Origin of the sequence: Actibacterium sp. MT2.3-13A, assembly GCF_018139985.1 — a bacterium.
Lineage (GTDB): Bacteria > Pseudomonadota > Alphaproteobacteria > Rhodobacterales > Rhodobacteraceae > JAGSOU01.
In genome coordinates this window covers 111543-126598 of the sequence record NZ_JAGSOU010000001.1, presented here as the reverse complement: position 1 = coordinate 126598, position 15056 = coordinate 111543, and the positions used below count along the sequence as shown (strand labels likewise).

The 15056-nt window shown below is 68.8% G+C and carries 14 protein-coding genes and 1 tRNA gene; 2 read left to right on the top strand and 13 right to left on the bottom strand.

Annotation, left to right across the window (positions count from 1 at the left end; translation table 11 throughout):
- Positions 1-6: 6 nt before the first annotated feature.
- On the bottom strand, positions 7-567 hold the full coding sequence (gene petA / locus KCI33_RS00635) for a ubiquinol-cytochrome c reductase iron-sulfur subunit (RefSeq protein ID WP_212522809.1): 561 nt from the start codon (positions 565-567) through the stop codon (positions 7-9).
- Positions 568-846: 279 nt separating this feature from the next.
- Here petA and KCI33_RS00630 point away from each other — a divergent pair, with 279 nt between their 5' ends.
- Complete coding sequence (locus tag KCI33_RS00630) at positions 847-1494, top strand: outer membrane beta-barrel protein (RefSeq protein ID WP_212522808.1); 648 nt, start codon at positions 847-849, stop codon at positions 1492-1494.
- A 4-nt stretch (positions 1495-1498) separates the two neighbouring features.
- On the opposite strand, the gene KCI33_RS00625 is transcribed toward KCI33_RS00630, so the two are convergent.
- From KCI33_RS00625 to dapF, 5 genes are read right to left on the bottom strand one after another with little or no spacing between them, the layout of a single operon-like run.
- Positions 1499-2104 carry a glutathione S-transferase gene (locus tag KCI33_RS00625; protein WP_212523077.1) on the bottom strand — a complete coding sequence of 202 codons (606 nt, stop codon included), beginning with the start codon at positions 2102-2104 and terminating at the stop codon, positions 1499-1501.
- On the bottom strand, positions 2104-2388 hold the full coding sequence (locus KCI33_RS00620; RefSeq protein WP_212522807.1) for a hypothetical protein: 285 nt from the start codon (positions 2386-2388) through the stop codon (positions 2104-2106). The genes KCI33_RS00625 and KCI33_RS00620 overlap by 1 nt, the downstream gene beginning before the upstream one ends.
- A gap of 57 nt (positions 2389-2445) precedes the next feature.
- A complete protein-coding gene (locus KCI33_RS00615; protein WP_212522806.1) occupies positions 2446-3063 on the bottom strand; it encodes an FMN-binding negative transcriptional regulator in 618 nt (205 codons plus the stop codon).
- 1 nt (position 3064) lies between these two features.
- On the bottom strand, positions 3065-4321 hold the full coding sequence (mtaB, locus tag KCI33_RS00610) for a tRNA (N(6)-L-threonylcarbamoyladenosine(37)-C(2))-methylthiotransferase MtaB (RefSeq protein ID WP_212522805.1): 1257 nt from the start codon (positions 4319-4321) through the stop codon (positions 3065-3067).
- A complete protein-coding gene (dapF, locus tag KCI33_RS00605) occupies positions 4318-5157 on the bottom strand; it encodes a diaminopimelate epimerase (protein ID WP_212522804.1) in 840 nt (279 codons plus the stop codon). The genes mtaB and dapF overlap by 4 nt, the downstream gene beginning before the upstream one ends.
- Positions 5158-5265: 108 nt before the next feature.
- On the opposite strand from dapF, the gene KCI33_RS00600 reads away from it, so the two are divergent.
- Positions 5266-5341, top strand: a tRNA-Lys gene (locus KCI33_RS00600).
- 83 nt (positions 5342-5424) lie between these two features.
- Here the strand turns inward: KCI33_RS00600 and KCI33_RS00595 are convergent.
- From KCI33_RS00595 to KCI33_RS00565, 7 genes are all read right to left on the bottom strand, one after another.
- The gene (locus KCI33_RS00595) at positions 5425-6666 is read right to left on the bottom strand and encodes an HlyD family efflux transporter periplasmic adaptor subunit (RefSeq protein WP_249138831.1); all 1242 of its coding nucleotides are present in this window, start codon (positions 6664-6666) and stop codon (positions 5425-5427) included.
- Positions 6663-9026 carry an FtsX-like permease family protein gene (locus KCI33_RS00590; RefSeq protein WP_349252164.1) on the bottom strand — a complete coding sequence of 788 codons (2364 nt, stop codon included), beginning with the start codon at positions 9024-9026 and terminating at the stop codon, positions 6663-6665. The genes KCI33_RS00595 and KCI33_RS00590 overlap by 4 nt, the downstream gene beginning before the upstream one ends.
- Complete coding sequence (locus KCI33_RS00585; protein WP_212522802.1) at positions 9023-9751, bottom strand: ABC transporter ATP-binding protein; 729 nt, start codon at positions 9749-9751, stop codon at positions 9023-9025. Before KCI33_RS00585 ends, KCI33_RS00590 begins: the two co-directional genes overlap by 4 nt.
- Before the next feature lie 87 nt (positions 9752-9838).
- Positions 9839-11110: an ABC transporter permease gene (locus KCI33_RS00580; protein WP_212522801.1), complete on the bottom strand. Its 1272-nt coding sequence runs from the start codon at positions 11108-11110 to the stop codon at positions 9839-9841.
- A 7-nt stretch (positions 11111-11117) separates the two neighbouring features.
- A complete protein-coding gene (locus tag KCI33_RS00575; protein ID WP_212522800.1) occupies positions 11118-12257 on the bottom strand; it encodes an ABC transporter permease in 1140 nt (379 codons plus the stop codon).
- Positions 12254-13759 (bottom strand): ABC transporter ATP-binding protein, encoded by a 1506-nt coding sequence (locus tag KCI33_RS00570; RefSeq protein WP_212522799.1) that lies wholly within the window; start codon positions 13757-13759, stop codon positions 12254-12256. The genes KCI33_RS00575 and KCI33_RS00570 overlap by 4 nt, the downstream gene beginning before the upstream one ends.
- Before the next feature lie 69 nt (positions 13760-13828).
- Positions 13829-14845 carry a BMP family ABC transporter substrate-binding protein gene (locus KCI33_RS00565; protein WP_212522798.1) on the bottom strand — a complete coding sequence of 339 codons (1017 nt, stop codon included), beginning with the start codon at positions 14843-14845 and terminating at the stop codon, positions 13829-13831.
- Positions 14846-15056 lie beyond the last annotated feature (211 nt).

Below are 15056 nucleotides of genomic sequence, written 5' to 3'. Positions count from 1 at the left end.
TCTCCCTTAACCGAGCTTGATCGTCGTCTCGTCGACGAATTCGGCGACCGGAACATGCAGGTTCTCCGGTGCCGGGCCTTTGCGGATGCGACCGGCCTGGTCGTAATGCGAGCCGTGGCAGGGGCAGAACCAGCCGCCGAACTCGCCGGCGCCGTTGCCGATCGGCACGCAGCCCAGATGGGTGCACACGCCGATCATCACCAGCCACTCGCCCGCATCGTCCAGCGTGCGGTTCTGGTCCGACGCGTCCGATCCCGGCTTGTTGGCGTTTTCGGAGGTCTTGTCGATGAGCTGCTCAAGGTCGACCGCGCGGGCGGCCTCGATCTCGTCGGCGGTGCGGCGGCGGATGAAGACCGGCTTGCCCAGCCATTTCACGGTCAGCTGGCTGCCGACCTCGACCCCCGACACGTCAACCCGGATCGAGCTGAGCGCCTGGACGTCTGCCGACGGGTTCATCTGGTCCACCAGCGGCCAGATCGCCGCGCCGGCGGTCACGGCGCCTGCCCCTGCGGTGGCATAGTAGAGGAAATCCCGGCGGGTACCTTCGTGCTCTTCTGCGTGGGACACGAGAATTCTCCCTTGCTCGGCCGGCGGTTCCGGCCTGAAACGAAATTGCGGCCACGCATGCGCAGCCTCACGCGCGGTTGTTTAGCGGCGAACAGCTCAAGCGTCCAGAAGTCATTGCACGGTGGCGGAAAGTGATGCCGGAATGCAATGGGATACTGCCCCCCCGTGACGATATGGACCCCAGTTGGCTGTTGCAGCGGCGCGTGCGCTTTGCCAGCATGGGGCGCAACGTGCCCGCGGGCCGGCTGCCCGTGGCATTTCGTCAACCCGGAGCCTTCCATGAAACACTTTCTGCGCGCTCTCAGCCTGGTTCTGCTCTCGGCCCTGCCCGCCGCGGCGGAGGTCGAGCTGAGCTTCTACACCGGCACCCAGTCCGCCCCGCACAGCGACGTCAGCGGCACCGCCCCCGGCGTCGGGCCGTTCAAGTTCCAGGCCGGCTGGGAGGGCAAGCCCTTCGACATGCCGCCCTATTACGGGCTGCGCGCCACCTGGTGGCGCAGCGCCAATCTCGGCTATGCCTTCGAGGTCAACCACGCCAAGGTCTATGCCGACAAGGCGACCCTGGCCAAGAGCGGCTTCAGCCGGCTGGAATTCACCGACGGGCACAACCTGGTCACCTTCAATGTGTTCTACCGCTGGCCCGACGCGGCCAGCCGCCTGACGCCCTATGCCGGCGCAGGCCTGGGTCTGGCGATTCCGCATGTCGATGTGCTGGTCGGCGGCAACAAGACCTACGGCTACCAGGTCACCGGCCCGGTGGTGCAACTGGTGCTGGGCGCGAGCTATGCGCTGAACGACACCTGGTCGCTGTTCGGCGAATACAAGGGCACCTACTCCAGCAACGAGGCCGACCTGAAGGGCGGCGGCACGCTGAAGACCGACCTGATCACCAACGCGCTGAACGTCGGCCTGTCCTACAGGTTCTGAGGGTTCAGGCCCGCGGCTGGGTGACCTGCATCGCGGGCCGCCCGGCGAAATCCTCGTACCACGCCGCCAGCGCCTCGCGCCCTTTGCGCCAGTTGCGCGCGTCGTGGCGGAAATCGAGGTATCCCAGCGCGCAGCCCACCGCGATCTGGCCCATGTCCAGCGGGCCGGAAAGGTGGCTCATCCAGCGGCTTTCCAGCGCGTCCAGCGCGCGGGAGACCTTGTTCCACTGGCTTTCGACCCATTCCTCGGAGCGCTTGTCCTCCGGACGGCAGCGGGCCTCGTAGACCATCAGCACCGCGGCATCCATCATGCCGTCGGCGGTCGCCTCCAGCGTCAGCGTCTCCCACAGGTGGCTTTCGGGATAGAGCCGTCCGCCCGCGCGGTGGTCGAAGAAGCGGCAAATCACCCGGCTGTCATAGATCGCCGGGCCGCTGTCGCGAATCAGCGTGGGGACCTTGCCCAGCGGGTTCTGCGCCGTGGGCATCTGTTCGGAGGCCGTGGGGCTGCCGGCGACGGAGATGAGGGTCACGTCGTCCAGTTGGCCGGTCTCGATCAGCGCGACCATGACCTTGCGGACGAAGGGCGAGGCGGGGTTGTGGAAGAGCTTCATCATACCCGGCGCACCCGCAGGCGGCCCAGCGCGCTGGCGTCGATCTCGAGCCCCGGACCGGCCTCGCCCAGCCGCAGGATGCGGCGGAACCGGGCGGTGGTGTTCACCTGCTCGGCCGCGTGGCGCAGGGTCACGCCCTCGTCCAGCCGGTCATGGGCGTCCTCGGCGTGCTGGCAGCGGCGGCCGGGCTCGATCCGGCGGGCCAGCGCGTAGCCGGCCAGCGCCACCGCGCCATACCGCAGCGCCACCGTCGCGATCGGGGCCAGGGCAACGGGAAGGGGCATCGCAATCCTCCGTCTGTGTTCGGGGCCACGATAGGCAGGGCGCGGGCCGCTGTCCACTCAGCTTTCGCCGAGGCCCTTCATCAGCGCGGCCAGCAGCCGCGCCTCCGGGTCCTGGCCAAAACCGTCGAGTTGCCGGGCCGCCGACAGCCGGGCCGCGGCGGGCTTGTTCTGGGCCAGTTTCCAGGTGCCGTCGATCGCCTCTACCCGCATCCGCACCGGCACGATGGCGCGCATCATCCGGGCCAGCAGATCCTCGGGCATCTTGTCCAGCGTCCAGGGCCGCTTGGGCAGGAGACGCTCTTCGAACCGGGCGGACTGTCGCTCCAGCAGGGCGCGCAGCTCGGTGTCGGGACGGGGCTCCAGCCGGCCGCGCAGATGCACCGAGACGTAGTTCCAGGTCGGCACCTGGTCCTCCATCCCGTACCAGTCGGGCGAGATGTAGGCGTCGGGCCCGGTCACCGCCATCACTGCCTGCGCGGGCAGCGCGCGCGACAGCGGCGTGGAGCGCACCAGATGCGTCTCCAGCACCGTGCCGTCCTCGGACAGCAGGAAGGGCACATGCGAGATCAGCGGCCCGTCCCCGCCATTTACGCAAAGCGCGCCGAAGCCCCGGTCGCGGGCGAAGGCGAGGTTGCGTTCGCGCGGCTCGGACCGGAAGGCGGGGTTCGGGTGCATCTCAGGCTGCCGTCAGCTGGCCGTCGGCATGGCCGGTGATCGTGGCGGTCACGATCTGCCCCTCGGGCCGGTCGGCGGCGAAGGCGACCTCGGTGAACTGCTCGGTCCGGCCCATGCGTGGGTTTTCCATCAAGACCTTGCAGGTCGCCCCGTGCTGGGCGCGCAGGTGTTTTTCGACCTGCGTCGCGCCGGCGGCGCGCAGCCGCGCCGCGCGCTCCTTGATCGCGGCGCCATGCACCTGCGGCATCCGCGCCGCCGGGGTGCCGGGGCGGGGCGAGTAGGGAAAGACATGCAGCCAGGTCAGGCCGCAGTCCTCGACCAGCCGCAGCGAGTTCTCGAACATCGCCTCGGTCTCGGTGGGGAAGCCGGCGATGATGTCGGCGCCAAAGGTCATGTCGGGGCGCAGCCGGCGCGCCTCCTCGCAGAAGCGAATGGCGTCGTCGCGCAGATGCCGGCGCTTCATCCGTTTCAGGATCATGTCGTCGCCCGCCTGCAGGCTGAGGTGCAGATGCGGCATCAGCCGCGGCTCGGTCGCGATGGCCTGCATCAGGGCCTCGTCCGCCTCGATCGAATCGATGGAGCTGATGCGCAGCCGCGGCAGGTCGGGCACCAGTTTCAGGATACGCATGACCAGATCGCCCAGTCGGGGCGCGGCCGGAAGGTCGGCGCCCCAGGAGGTCAGATCGACCCCGGTCAGCACCACCTCGTTGTAGCCGCGATCGACCAGGCGCTTGATCTGGTCCACGACCACGCCGGCCGGAACGCTGCGCGAATTGCCCCGGCCGTAGGGGATGATGCAGAAGGTGCAGCGGTGATCGCAGCCGTTCTGCACCTGGACATAGGCGCGGGACCGGGTGCCGAAGCCGTCGATCAGGTGGCCGGCGGTCTCGGTCACCGACATGATGTCGTCGACCTGCACCTTCTCGGTCCGACCGATGAAATCGGGGCCGAGGCCTGCCCAGGTCTCAGGCTGCATCTTTTCGCTGTTGCCGATGACCAGATCGACCTCTTCCATGACGGAGAAGGTCTCGGGCTCGGTCTGAGCGGCGCAGCCGGTGACAATCAGCTTGGCGCCGGGGTTGTCGCGGCGCAGCTTGCGGATCTCCTGGCGGGCCTTGCGCACGGCCTCGGCGGTCACGGCGCAGGTGTTCACCACGACGGCGTTCTCCACGCCGTGTTTTGCCGCGAGCTCCTTCATCGCCTCGGTCTCGTAGGCGTTCAGGCGGCAGCCCAGCGTGGTGAACTTGGGAACGCTCACTGCGCCGTCTCCAGGAACTGGCCGGTGAAGATGCCCGAGAAGACATGCATGGTGGCGCCGGTCATCCAGACGCCGTCCTCGCGCCAGTCGATCTCCAGCGTGCCGCCGTCGAGGTCGATTCGCACGCGCCGCCCGGTCAGCCCGCGCCGCGCCGCGGCCACGGCCGTGGCGCAGGAGGACGAGCCGGAGGCCAGCGTCACGCCCACGCCCCGTTCCCACACCCGCATCCGCAGATGATCGGGGCCGATCATGCTCGCCACCTGGACATTGGTGCGTTCGGGGAAGAGCGGGTGATGCTCATGCGCGGGGCCGAAGCGTTCCAGATCCACCGCCTCGGCATCCTCGACAAAAAAGGTGCAATGCGGGTTGCCCATGCCGGTCGCGGTGGGGGAGCCGGGAATCGGCAGTTCCAGCGTGTCCATCGCGCGCGCCAGCGGAATGTCTTGCCACTCCAGCAGCGGCGGTCCCATGTTCACCCGGGTCAGGCCGCCGCCCGCATCCTCGCAGGCCAGCCGGCCGCGCTCGGTGACCAGGGTCAGCGCCGCCTTGCCGGTCTCCTCCATCAGGTGGCGCGCGATGCAGCGCGTGGCGTTGCCGCAGGCCGCCGAGAGAGAGCCATCGGCATTGTGGAAACTCAGCCGCGCATCGGCATCCGCGACGGATTCGATCACCGCCAACTGGTCGAAACCCACGCCCCGGTGCCGGTCGGCTATGGCCGCGATCAGCGCAGCCGGCAGCGGCGCGGGCGTGCCGCGCTGGTCGATCACCACGAAGTCATTGCCAAGCCCGTGCATCTTCATGAAGGGCAGGCCGGAAGGGGGGGCGCTGTTCTGCATGGGCGGGCATATAACCCGCGTCAGAGGCCAAATAAAGAGAAGGGTGAAAAAAGCGCGAAAATGTCCTTGACCCCCCCGCGGGGTTTTTCTAAGTAGCGGGCCTCAAGTGGGCCGTTAGCTCAGTTGGTAGAGCAACTGACTTTTAATCAGTGGGTCGCAGGTTCGAATCCTGCACGGCTCACCACTTGATCCGGAAAAGACGGGGATTCGCAGGCATTTGACCTGTGGACAGGCGGAGGTCGCGGCCGGTCGTTCCGGCAGGCGCCGTCATTCGATCCGGCGCTGCGTGACGCGTGCGCCGTCGGACAGGCCCGCGGACGGATAGAGCACCACCGCATCGCCCTCGGACAGTCCGCCCAGGACCTGGGCCGAGATGCCGTTGTTGTGCCCGATCTGCACCGGGCGCAGCCGGGCGATTCCCTCCTCCACGCGGAACACGGCCCAGTCCGCGCCGGCGCGGAACAGGGCGCTGGCCGGCACCCGCAGCGCCGACGCGTCCTCCCAGACCACGATCCGCACCTCGACGCGATAGCCGTGGCCCAGCGTGGCGCGGGTCTCGGGCGGATCGGTGAAGCGGATCGTGACATTCACACGCTGCTCCTCGACGCCGAGCGCCGAGTATTTCGTGACCCCGAAGGGATCGACGCGCACAACCTCGCCCTCCAGCGTCGCCGGCCCGCCCCAGTCGTCGACCAGCACCCGGTCGCCGGGGCCGACCTGAACCGCGTCGGAGGAGATGAGGTCGGCCACGATCTCGAGGTCGTTGTCGATGTCGCCGATCTCGAGGATCGGGGTGCCGGCGGGCAGGGTGGTTTCGCTCTGCTGGATCACCCGCAGCACCCGGCCGTCGATCGGGGCGAACAGCGGGATTTCGTCGCCGTAGCCATTGTTCGCGCTGGCGCGGGGGTCGAGGTCGTCGACCCCGATCAGCTGGGCGCGGGCATTCTCAAGCTCGGCGCGGCGGATCGCGATGGCGGCGCGGGCGGTGGCCAGCCGAGCCTCGGCGGCGCGGGCGGCGGCGGTGGCGCGGTCGAGGGCGGCCTCGCTGACGGTGCCGCTGGCGGCCAGCTTGCCGGCGCGTTCGAGATCGGACTGGGCAAGGTCGTTTTCCGCGGTCGCCGCGTTCAACTCGGCGCGGGCGAGGCGCAGCGCGGCCTCGGCGGCATGGACGGCGGCGCGGGCCTGTTCGCGGGTGCGCGCGTCCAGCGCCTCGGGGTTGATGGGGCGCATCTGCGCGACCATCGTCCGGTCGCGCTCGACCGTGTCGCCGGCATGCACCTGCACCCGCAGCAGTCGGCCCGCCACCGGCGTCGAAAGGACATAGGCATCATGCACCCGCGTGCGCCCCTCCTCGTCGATGGTCACGCGCATCGCTCCGCGGCTCACCTGCCCCATGTCCACCATCACCGGGCGCGGCCAGAAGGCGGCGGCCAGCGTCGCGGCCACCAGGCCCAGGGCCAGCAGCGACAGCAGGGTGCGGGATCGTTTCTTGCGAACTGCCATGATCATTCCCGTGTCTTGAGGGCCTCGACCAGGTCGGCCCGGTCGAGGTCGCGTTTCACCAGCCAGCCCGAGGTTGCCGCCGCGCCGACCACGAACAGCTCTGCCGTGCCGAAGCTGCGCGGGTGGAAAATCGCGGGGATCTGGTAGAGCTCGGTCGAGAAGCCCTCGGCGATGGCGAAGGACAGATAGTAGCCCAGCAGCCCGCCCAGCGGCAGCGCCAGCAGCGTCACCACCGCCAACTCGCCCAGCAGGACGAATCCGGCCTCGGCGCGGGTGAAGCCGATCACCCGCAGGCTGGCGAGGTCGCGGGCGCGTTCGGCATAGGCGATGCGGGCGGCGTTGTAGATGATGCCGAAGGTGATCACGAAGGCCAGCGCCCCCATGACATGGCGCATCGCGCCCGCGCCGCTGTTCATCAGGGTGATGAAGGCCGCCAGCGCGTCGGATTTCCGGCTGAGCCCGGCCACGGTGGGCATGTCGCGCAGCGCGCGGAAGATCTCGCGCCCGCGGTTCTCGTCGATGTCCAGATAGGCGCCGGTCACGCGGCGCGGCTCGCCCAGCGCGCGGTTCAGGGCGGACAGCTCCATGAAGGCGGGGGCGCCCATGGTGGTGTCGGCGATGCCCGCCACCGGGATCTGCAGCACCGGCTGCGCGCCCTCGCGCAGTTCGACGGTCAGCAGCGCGCCGGGGCGGATGCCCAGGATATCGGCCAGCGCCTGGGACAGCACCACGCCGCTTTTCGGCATCGCGATCGGCCGCGACCGGCTGTCGATGGCGCGGTTGAGGGCGGCGTCCGGGGGCAGGCCGGTGATGGCGCCGCGGTGGCTGTTCGGGCCGTTGCGCAGCACGACCGAGACGTGGCGCACCGGTTCGGCCCGGATCACGCCGGGCAGGCGGCGCAGTTCGAACAGGGTCTTGTCGCTGACCGGGTGGGTGAAGGTGACGCTGACATCGCTGCGGTCGACCACGCTGAAGGTCGTCATGATCGCGCGGTCGAAGCCGGCATAGATCGTCAGCATCGCCGCCGACAGCGCCATGCCCAGCGCGATGCCCAGCACCGCGCCGGCCATGCGCATCGGTTGGCGGGTCAGGCGGCGGAACACCATCCGGCTGGGCTGGTCCAGCGGCCCGGTCAGCCAGGCCCCGATCCGGCCGGTGCGGCTGAAATCGGCGGGCGCCGGCGGGCGCATGGCCGCCGCCGGGGTCAGCGCGAAGACCCGGCGCAGCACGAACATGCCCCCGGCAGAGGCCGACAGGATGCTGACGGTGACCCCGGTCAGGAACGGGCCCGGCGACAGCTGGAACAGCAGGAAGGGGAATTTGTAATAGGCGGTGTAGACCCCGATCAGCGCGCGCCCCGCCGCGATGCCGCCCAGGCAGCCCGCCAGCGCGCCGCCCGTGGCGATCGCCAGCACCAGCTTGAAATAATGCGCTCCCACCTCGGCATTGGTGTAGCCGAAGGCCTTCATCAGGCCGATTTCCTCGCGCTCGGACTGAACCATGCGGGTGATGACGATATTGAGCAGGAACGCCGCCACCGCGAGGAAGATCGGCGGCACCATCACCGCCGCGGCCTTCAGCCCCGAGATCTCCTCGGTGATGAAGCGGTTGGAGAACTGGTCGACCAGGCCGTAGGCGCCCTGCCCGCCATAGGGATCGAGCAGCCGATCCACCGCGTCCAGCACCGCCGGCCCGTCGGCGCCGCGCGCCAGCGACAGCAGCGCCTCGTTGAAGGCGCCCTCCATGTCATAGGCCGCGGCCAGTGTGGCGCGGTTCATCCAGATCACGCCGAAGCGCGCGTCGTCGGGGACCAGCTCTCCGGGCGCGGTGGCATAGAGAAACTCGGGCGACTGGGCGAGGCCGACGATGCGGAAACTGCGCCGCGCGCCGTTCATCGTCGCCTGCAGGGCGTCGCCGGGGCGCAGGCCGTGGGCCTTGGCGAAGCTGTTGAGCAGCAGGATCTCGTCGCTGCGATCGGCGTCCAGCCGCCGGCCATCGGTGAGATAGATGTCGTTCAGCGTCGGCACCCCCCGCGCCGGCAGCGACAGCGCGCGGGCCTGCACCGGCAGGTCGTGGTCGGGCAGGTGGATCAGGGCGCTGCCCGTCACCCGGCCCTCGGCGGTCGAGACGCCGGGGATCGCGGCCAGCCGGTGCTCCAGCCGCTGCGGGGCGCGGGCGGCGGGGGCGAAGACATCGGCCAGCCGGTAGCGCTCGTAATAGGCGCGACGGGTCTCGCTGAGCGAGGTGACGAGCCCCGTCATCATCACCAACATCAGCACGCCCACCGCGATCACCGCGCCGATGGCGACCGCCTGCCCCTTCATGCGCCACAGGTCGCGCAGGAGTTTGCGGTTCAGCGGGCTCACCACTCCAGCTCCTCGGGGTCGATCTTGGCCGCGTTGACAACCACCTCACGGATCCTGCCGTCGGCGAAATGGATCACGCGGTCGGCCATGCCGGCGGTGGCCGCGGCATGGGTGACGATCAGCACGGTCGAGCCGAGCCGCGCGTTCACATCCCTGAGCACCTTCAGAACGGTGCGCCCGGTGGCGATGTCCAGCGCGCCGGTGGGCTCGTCGCAGAACAGCGCGGTGGGCTGCTTGGCGATGGCGCGGGCGATGGCGACGCGCTGCTGCTCACCGCCTGAGAGCTGCGCCGGGAAGTGATCGACGCGCTCGCGCAGGCCGACCAGCGCCAGTGCCTCGTCTGCCGCCATCGGGGTCTCGGCGATCTCGGTGACCAGTTCCACGTTTTCGCGCGCCGTCAGGCTGGGCATCAGGTTGTAGAACTGGAAGACGAAGCCAACATGTTCGCGGCGATAGAGGGTGAGCTCGGCGTCGCTCATGTCGGAGAGGCACTGGTCGCGGAAGAACACCCGCCCCCCGGTGCCGCGGTCGAGCCCGCCGATGATGTTCAGCAGCGTGGACTTGCCGCTGCCCGAGGGGCCCAGAAGCACCACGATCTCGCCTTTCGGGATCTCCAGGTCGACGCCGCGCAGGGCGTGCACGGCGGAATGCCCCTCGCCATAGACCTTGGTCAGCCCTGTCGTGGCATAGGCAAGCTCCTGGGGCGTTGCGGCGGGGTCGTCCACGGGGCACCTCGATTGTGCGGCGTCACTCCTGCCCGAGGTTACGGGCCGGGGGACATGATGGAAAGACCGTCTCCCCGCGGCCGCGGCTCATTCCTTCGCATAGGGCTGGCCGTCGGCCGCCGGCGGCCGCGACCGGCCGATCAGTCCGGCGACCACGATGATGGTGGCGATATAGGGCGACATGGCCAGGAATTCCGACGGGATCGGCGTGTTCAGCAGCGCCAGCTTCTGCTGCATCGCGTCCGCGAAGCCGAAGACCAGCGCCGCCATCAGCGCGCCCACCGGGTGCCAGCGCCCGAAGATCATCGCCGCCAGGCCGATATAGCCGCGCCCGCCGGTCATGCCCTCGTCGAAGCGCCCGACCGAGCCCAGCGTGAACCACGCCCCGCCGAAGCCCGCCACCATGCCCGCGATCGTCACGTTGACGTAGCGGGTGCGGTAGACGTTGATGCCCAGTGTGTCGGCGGCACGGGGATGCTCGCCCACCGAACGGGCGCGCAGGCCCATACGGGTGTAGAACAGGTAATAGGTGGCGACCGCGACCATGACGATCGCGCCGTAGACGAAGACGTTCTGGTTGAACAGCACCGGCCCGACCACCGGCAGGTCGCCCAGGAACGGGATCTTGACCGGGCGGAACACCGGCGCGTTGTTGAGGAAGCGGTATTCCTGGTAGACCTGCGAACTGACATAGGAGGTCACGCCGAGGACGAAGAGGTTGATCACCACGCCTGCGATGATCTGATCCACCCGGTAGGTCACCACAAGCGCCGCGAGGATGAAGCCGAACAGCCCGCCGATGGCCACCGCCGCCGCCAGCCCGCCGAGCCCGCCCATCAGCGAGCCGATCAGCGCGCCGGTGAAGGCGCCCGCCAGCAGCATCCCCTCGATCGCGATGTTGACCACGGCCACGCGCTCGGACAGGACACCGGCCAGCCCGCCCAGCGCGATCGGCACGGCGCGCACCACGGTCGCCTGCAGCATCCCGGTCAGCGAGAACGACTTGCCCGCCGTCGCCCATACCAGGAAGGCCGCCACCGCCAGGAACAGGCCGAACCCCAGCGACAGGCTGGTCCAGCGAACGCCGCCGCGCAGGAATTGCCGAACCCCGAGGAAGGCCAGGACCGCCGCCGCGGCGTAGCTGAAGGGCAGGGCGGGCACCACCAGGTCGGGCAGCGCCAGAGGATCGGTCGGGCGCGACAGGCGGAAGGTGGCCTCGCCCGCCACGTCCTGCGCGAAGACCAGCGCCACCAGCGCCGCCAGACCCAGAAGAACTGCGCCGCTGATCCGCGCCTGGCGTTGCCGGCCCTTGCCGAGGCGTTGCGGCGCCGCGGCCGCGATGTCTGCCGGGGATGTCATGGCGCGCTCACTCCTTCGAGGTCTTGGTCAGCTTGCTGAAGCCCCAGGGGAACAGGGCCCGCACCAGCAGGGGCGCTGCAATGAAGACGATGATCAGGGCCTGGATGATGCCGATCAGGTCGATGCTGACGCCGGCATCCACCTGCATCTGCCGCCCCCCGGCCTCGAGCGCGCCGAACAGCAGCCCGGCCAGCAGCACGCCGATGGGATGCGACCGGCCCAGCAGCGCCACCGAGATCGCATCGAACCCGATGCCGGCGGAAAAGCCCGGCGTCGCGCGGCCCAGCACGCCCAGCACCTGGTTGGCGCCCGCAAGCCCGGCCAGCGCCCCCGCCAGCCCCATCACCAAAACGATCAGAAGACCCGCACGCATGCCCGCATAGCGCGCGGCATCGGGGCTTTCGCCGCTGGTGCGGAACTCGAAGCCGAGCCGGGTCCTGAACAGCAGCCAGTAGACCGCCGCCACCGCCGCGAACATCAGGAAGATCCCGGCATGCACGCGCAGGTTGGGGTCGATGAAACTCAGCAGGCGCGGCAGCTCCGCACTTTCCAGAACGGATTTCGACACCGGGTCGGCGCGGCCCTCGCGCTGAATGAAGGGCAGCCGCAGCATGTAGTCGATCAGGCGGTAGGAGATCAGGTTCAGCATGATGGTGGAGATCACCTCATGCGCCCCCGTCGCCGCCCTCAGCCAGCCCGCGATCGAGGCATAGAGTCCGCCCGCCACCGCCCCGGCCAGCAGCGCCAGCGGCAGGTGGATCGCCGCCGGCATCCCGGGAAAGCTGAACCCCACGATGACCGTCGCCATGCCGCCCACCAGGATCTGCCCCTCGGCCCCGATGTTGAACAGCCCGGCGCGGAAGCCCAGCGCCAGCCCCAGCCCCGCCAGCGTCAGCGGGGCGGCGGCGGTCAGCGTCTCGGAGATCGCGTTGAGCGACCCGACCGAACCGTTCAGCAGCGCGACGTAGGATTTGCCAATGGTCGCGAGATCGACATTGGTGGCCAGCATGGTCAGCGCGCCCAGGATCAGCGCCACCACCACCGCGAACAGCGGCACGATCACCAGATCCTCGAAGGCGGCGCGGTCGGGCGCGGCGCGGTCGAGCAGTTTTTCCGAAAGCTTCCCGGTCGGGTCCTGATAGGTCATGCCACCGCTCCTGCCATTGCCAGCCCGACCTTGGATTTCTCGGCCGTGGCGCCATCGAACTCGGCCACGATCCGGCCCTCGAACATCACCAGGATGCGGTCGGAGAGGGCCAGGATCTCGTCCAGCTCGGACGACACGATCAGCACCCCGTCGCCCTCGTCGCGGGCGTGCATGATGCGGCCGTGGATATATTCGATCGAGCCCACGTCGAGCCCGCGCGTCGGCTGCGCGGCGATCAGCATCTCGGTGTCGCGCGACAGCTCGCGCGCGACGATGACCTTCTGCTGGTTGCCGCCCGACAGCTTGCGCACCGCCTCGAACACCGAGGGCGCGCGCACGTCGAACTCGGCCGCGTTGCGCGCGGCGGTCTCGTTTACGACCTTCCACAGCATGTTCGGCCCGCGTGAGAAGCGGTCGTCGTAATAGCAGTCGAGAACCATGTTCTCGGCGATGCTGAAGGCGGGCACCAGCCCGGTGCGCTGACGGTCCTCGGGGATATGGGCAAAGCCCAGCTGGTGGCGCTTGCGCGCGCCGGCATGGGTGATGTCCTCGCCCTTGAACCGCACCTCGCCGCCCGCGACCTGGCGCAGCCCGGTCAGCGCCTCGACCAGCGGGGTCTGGCCGTTGCCCTGCACGCCGGCGATGCCCACCACCTCGCCGCGATGGATGGTCATGCTGACGTGGTTGACCGCGATGTCGTCATTGTCGCGCAGCACCACCAGGTCGCGGACCTCGAGCAGCGGCTCGCCCGGCCTGGCGGGCGTCTTGTCCACCGCGAAGCTGACCGGGCGGCCGACCATCATCTCGGCCAGTTCCGCCTCGGTCATCTCGCTGGGGTCGCCGCCGCCCACGATCTCGCCCCCGCGCAGCACGCTGATGCGGTCGGCGATCTCGATGATCTCGTTCAGCTTGTGGGTGATGAAGACGATGGCCTTGCCGTCGTCGCGCAGGCCCCGGACGATCTTGAAGAAATCCTCGACCTCCTGCGGGGTCAGCACGGCCGTGGGCTCGTCGAAGATCACCACCTCGGCCGAGCGGAACAGCACCTTGATGATTTCCACCCGCTGCTGGATGCCTACCGGCAGGGTCTCGATCAGCGCATCGGGATCGACCTCCAGACCGTAGGTGTCGTTGATCTCGCGCACCTGTTCGCGCGCCTTTTTCAGGTCGAGGTGATCCAGCGGCCCGGTCGGCTCCACCCCGAGGACCACGTTCTCGGCCACGGTGAAGACGGGGATCAGCATGAAATGCTGGTGCACCATGCCGATGCCGGCGGCGATGGCATCGCCCGGGCCGTCGAAGGCGACCGGCTTGCCGTCGATCAGGATCTGGCCCTCGTTCGGTCGGTAGAGGCCGCACAGCACGTTCATCAGCGTGGACTTGCCCGCGCCGTTCTCGCCCAGCAGGCCCAGCACCTGCCCGGCGCGGATGTCCATGTTGACGTCGCGGTTGGCCACCAGCGATCCGAAGCGCTTGGTGATGCCGCGCAGCTCGATATTCATGCCTGCCCCTCCCCCCGACAGAAAGGGCCGCCGCCCGCCGGGCGGACGGCGGTCCCGCCGATGGCCGGATCAGCCGCCGACCTTGATCGATCCGTCGATGATGCCGGCGCGGATCGTTTCGATCTCGGCCTTCAGCTCGTCCGGCACCAGGTCTTCCATGTCGTGATAGGGGGCAAGGCCCACGCCGCCGCTTTCCAGCGTGCCCACCAGCAGGCCGCCCACGAACTGGCCGTTCATGGTGCGCTCGATCACGTCGTAGACGGTGCTGTCCATCCGCTTGGTGATCGAGGTCAGGTAGACATAGCCCTTCTCGGGGTCGGTCTCGTAGAGGTCGGCATCGACGCCGATGATCTTCATCTTGTCGGTGCCCAGCTCGTCGGCCAGCGCGGCCGAGCCGAGGCCCACGGGGCCGGCCACCGGCAGCACGATGTCGGCACCCTCGTCATAGAGGTTCTGCGCGAAGGCGCGGCCGTCGTCGAGCGAGTCGAAATTGTTGGTGAACAGCCCCTCGCGGCTGTCGGGGTTCCAGCCCAGCACGGTCACGTTGGCGCCTTTCTGCGCGTTGTAATACATCGCCCCGTTGTAGAAGCCGTCCATGAAGATCGTCACCGGCGGGATGTTGATGCCGCCGAAGGTGCCGAGAACCCCGGTCTTGGTCATTCCCGCGGCCAGGTAGCCGGCCAGGAAGGCCGCCTCGTCGGTGGAGTAGACCTGGCCCAGGACGTTCGGGATGGCCGGGTCATAGGCATAGTCGACGATCGAGAATTTCTGGTCGGGATTGGCCTTGGCGGCCGCAGCGGTGGCATCGCCCAGCAGGAAGCCCACGGTGATGATCACGTCGCACTGGCCGCCCAGCAGCGAGTTGATGTTGGCCTCGTAATCGGTCTCGGCCTGGGATTCCAGGTAGCGGCCGTCGATGCCCAGCTTTTCCTGCGCGTCCAGAACGCCTTTCCATGCGGTCTGGTTGAAGCTGTTGTCGTCGATCCCGCCGGTGTCGGTGACCTGGCAGGCGGTGAAATCCGCGGCCATCGCGCCGGTCGCCAGGAAGGTGCCCGCGACCGCCGCCCGCAATGTCTTGTTCAGCATTTCAATCTCCTTGTTAGACTTCCGCAATCACGTCGCCGAGCGCATCCCGGACGTTGCCGGAGCCCGCTGGCCGGGCCGGGCGCAAGTCACGTTTTCCGTGCCGAAAAGACCGGTCCGACAGCATGGAAAGAGACGCGCCAATTCCTTGTTGAATATTGATCGAACACTCAAAAAAACAGTGCCCACGGCCCTGTAGCAAGTCAAGAACCGA

What these genes read in the sequence shown, in the direction of transcription:
- KCI33_RS00630 (WP_212522808.1), top strand. Translation starts at nt 847, where the DNA reads ATGAAACACTTTCTGCGCGCTCTCAGCCTGGTTCTGCTCTCGGCCCTG.
- KCI33_RS00625 (WP_212523077.1), bottom strand. Translation starts at nt 2,104, where the DNA reads ATGAAGCTCTTCCACAACCCCGCCTCGCCCTTCGTCCGCAAGGTCATG.
- KCI33_RS00620 (WP_212522807.1), bottom strand. Translation starts at nt 2,388, where the DNA reads ATGCCCCTTCCCGTTGCCCTGGCCCCGATCGCGACGGTGGCGCTGCGG.
- KCI33_RS00615 (WP_212522806.1), bottom strand. Translation starts at nt 3,063, where the DNA reads ATGCACCCGAACCCCGCCTTCCGGTCCGAGCCGCGCGAACGCAACCTC.
- dapF (WP_212522804.1), bottom strand. Translation starts at nt 5,157, where the DNA reads ATGCAGAACAGCGCCCCCCCTTCCGGCCTGCCCTTCATGAAGATGCAC.
- KCI33_RS00595 (WP_249138831.1), bottom strand. Translation starts at nt 6,666, where the DNA reads ATGATCATGGCAGTTCGCAAGAAACGATCCCGCACCCTGCTGTCGCTG.
- KCI33_RS00580 (WP_212522801.1), bottom strand. Translation starts at nt 11,110, where the DNA reads ATGACATCCCCGGCAGACATCGCGGCCGCGGCGCCGCAACGCCTCGGC.
- KCI33_RS00575 (WP_212522800.1), bottom strand. Translation starts at nt 12,257, where the DNA reads ATGACCTATCAGGACCCGACCGGGAAGCTTTCGGAAAAACTGCTCGAC.
- KCI33_RS00570 (WP_212522799.1), bottom strand. Translation starts at nt 13,759, where the DNA reads ATGAATATCGAGCTGCGCGGCATCACCAAGCGCTTCGGATCGCTGGTG.
- KCI33_RS00565 (WP_212522798.1), bottom strand. Translation starts at nt 14,845, where the DNA reads ATGCTGAACAAGACATTGCGGGCGGCGGTCGCGGGCACCTTCCTGGCG.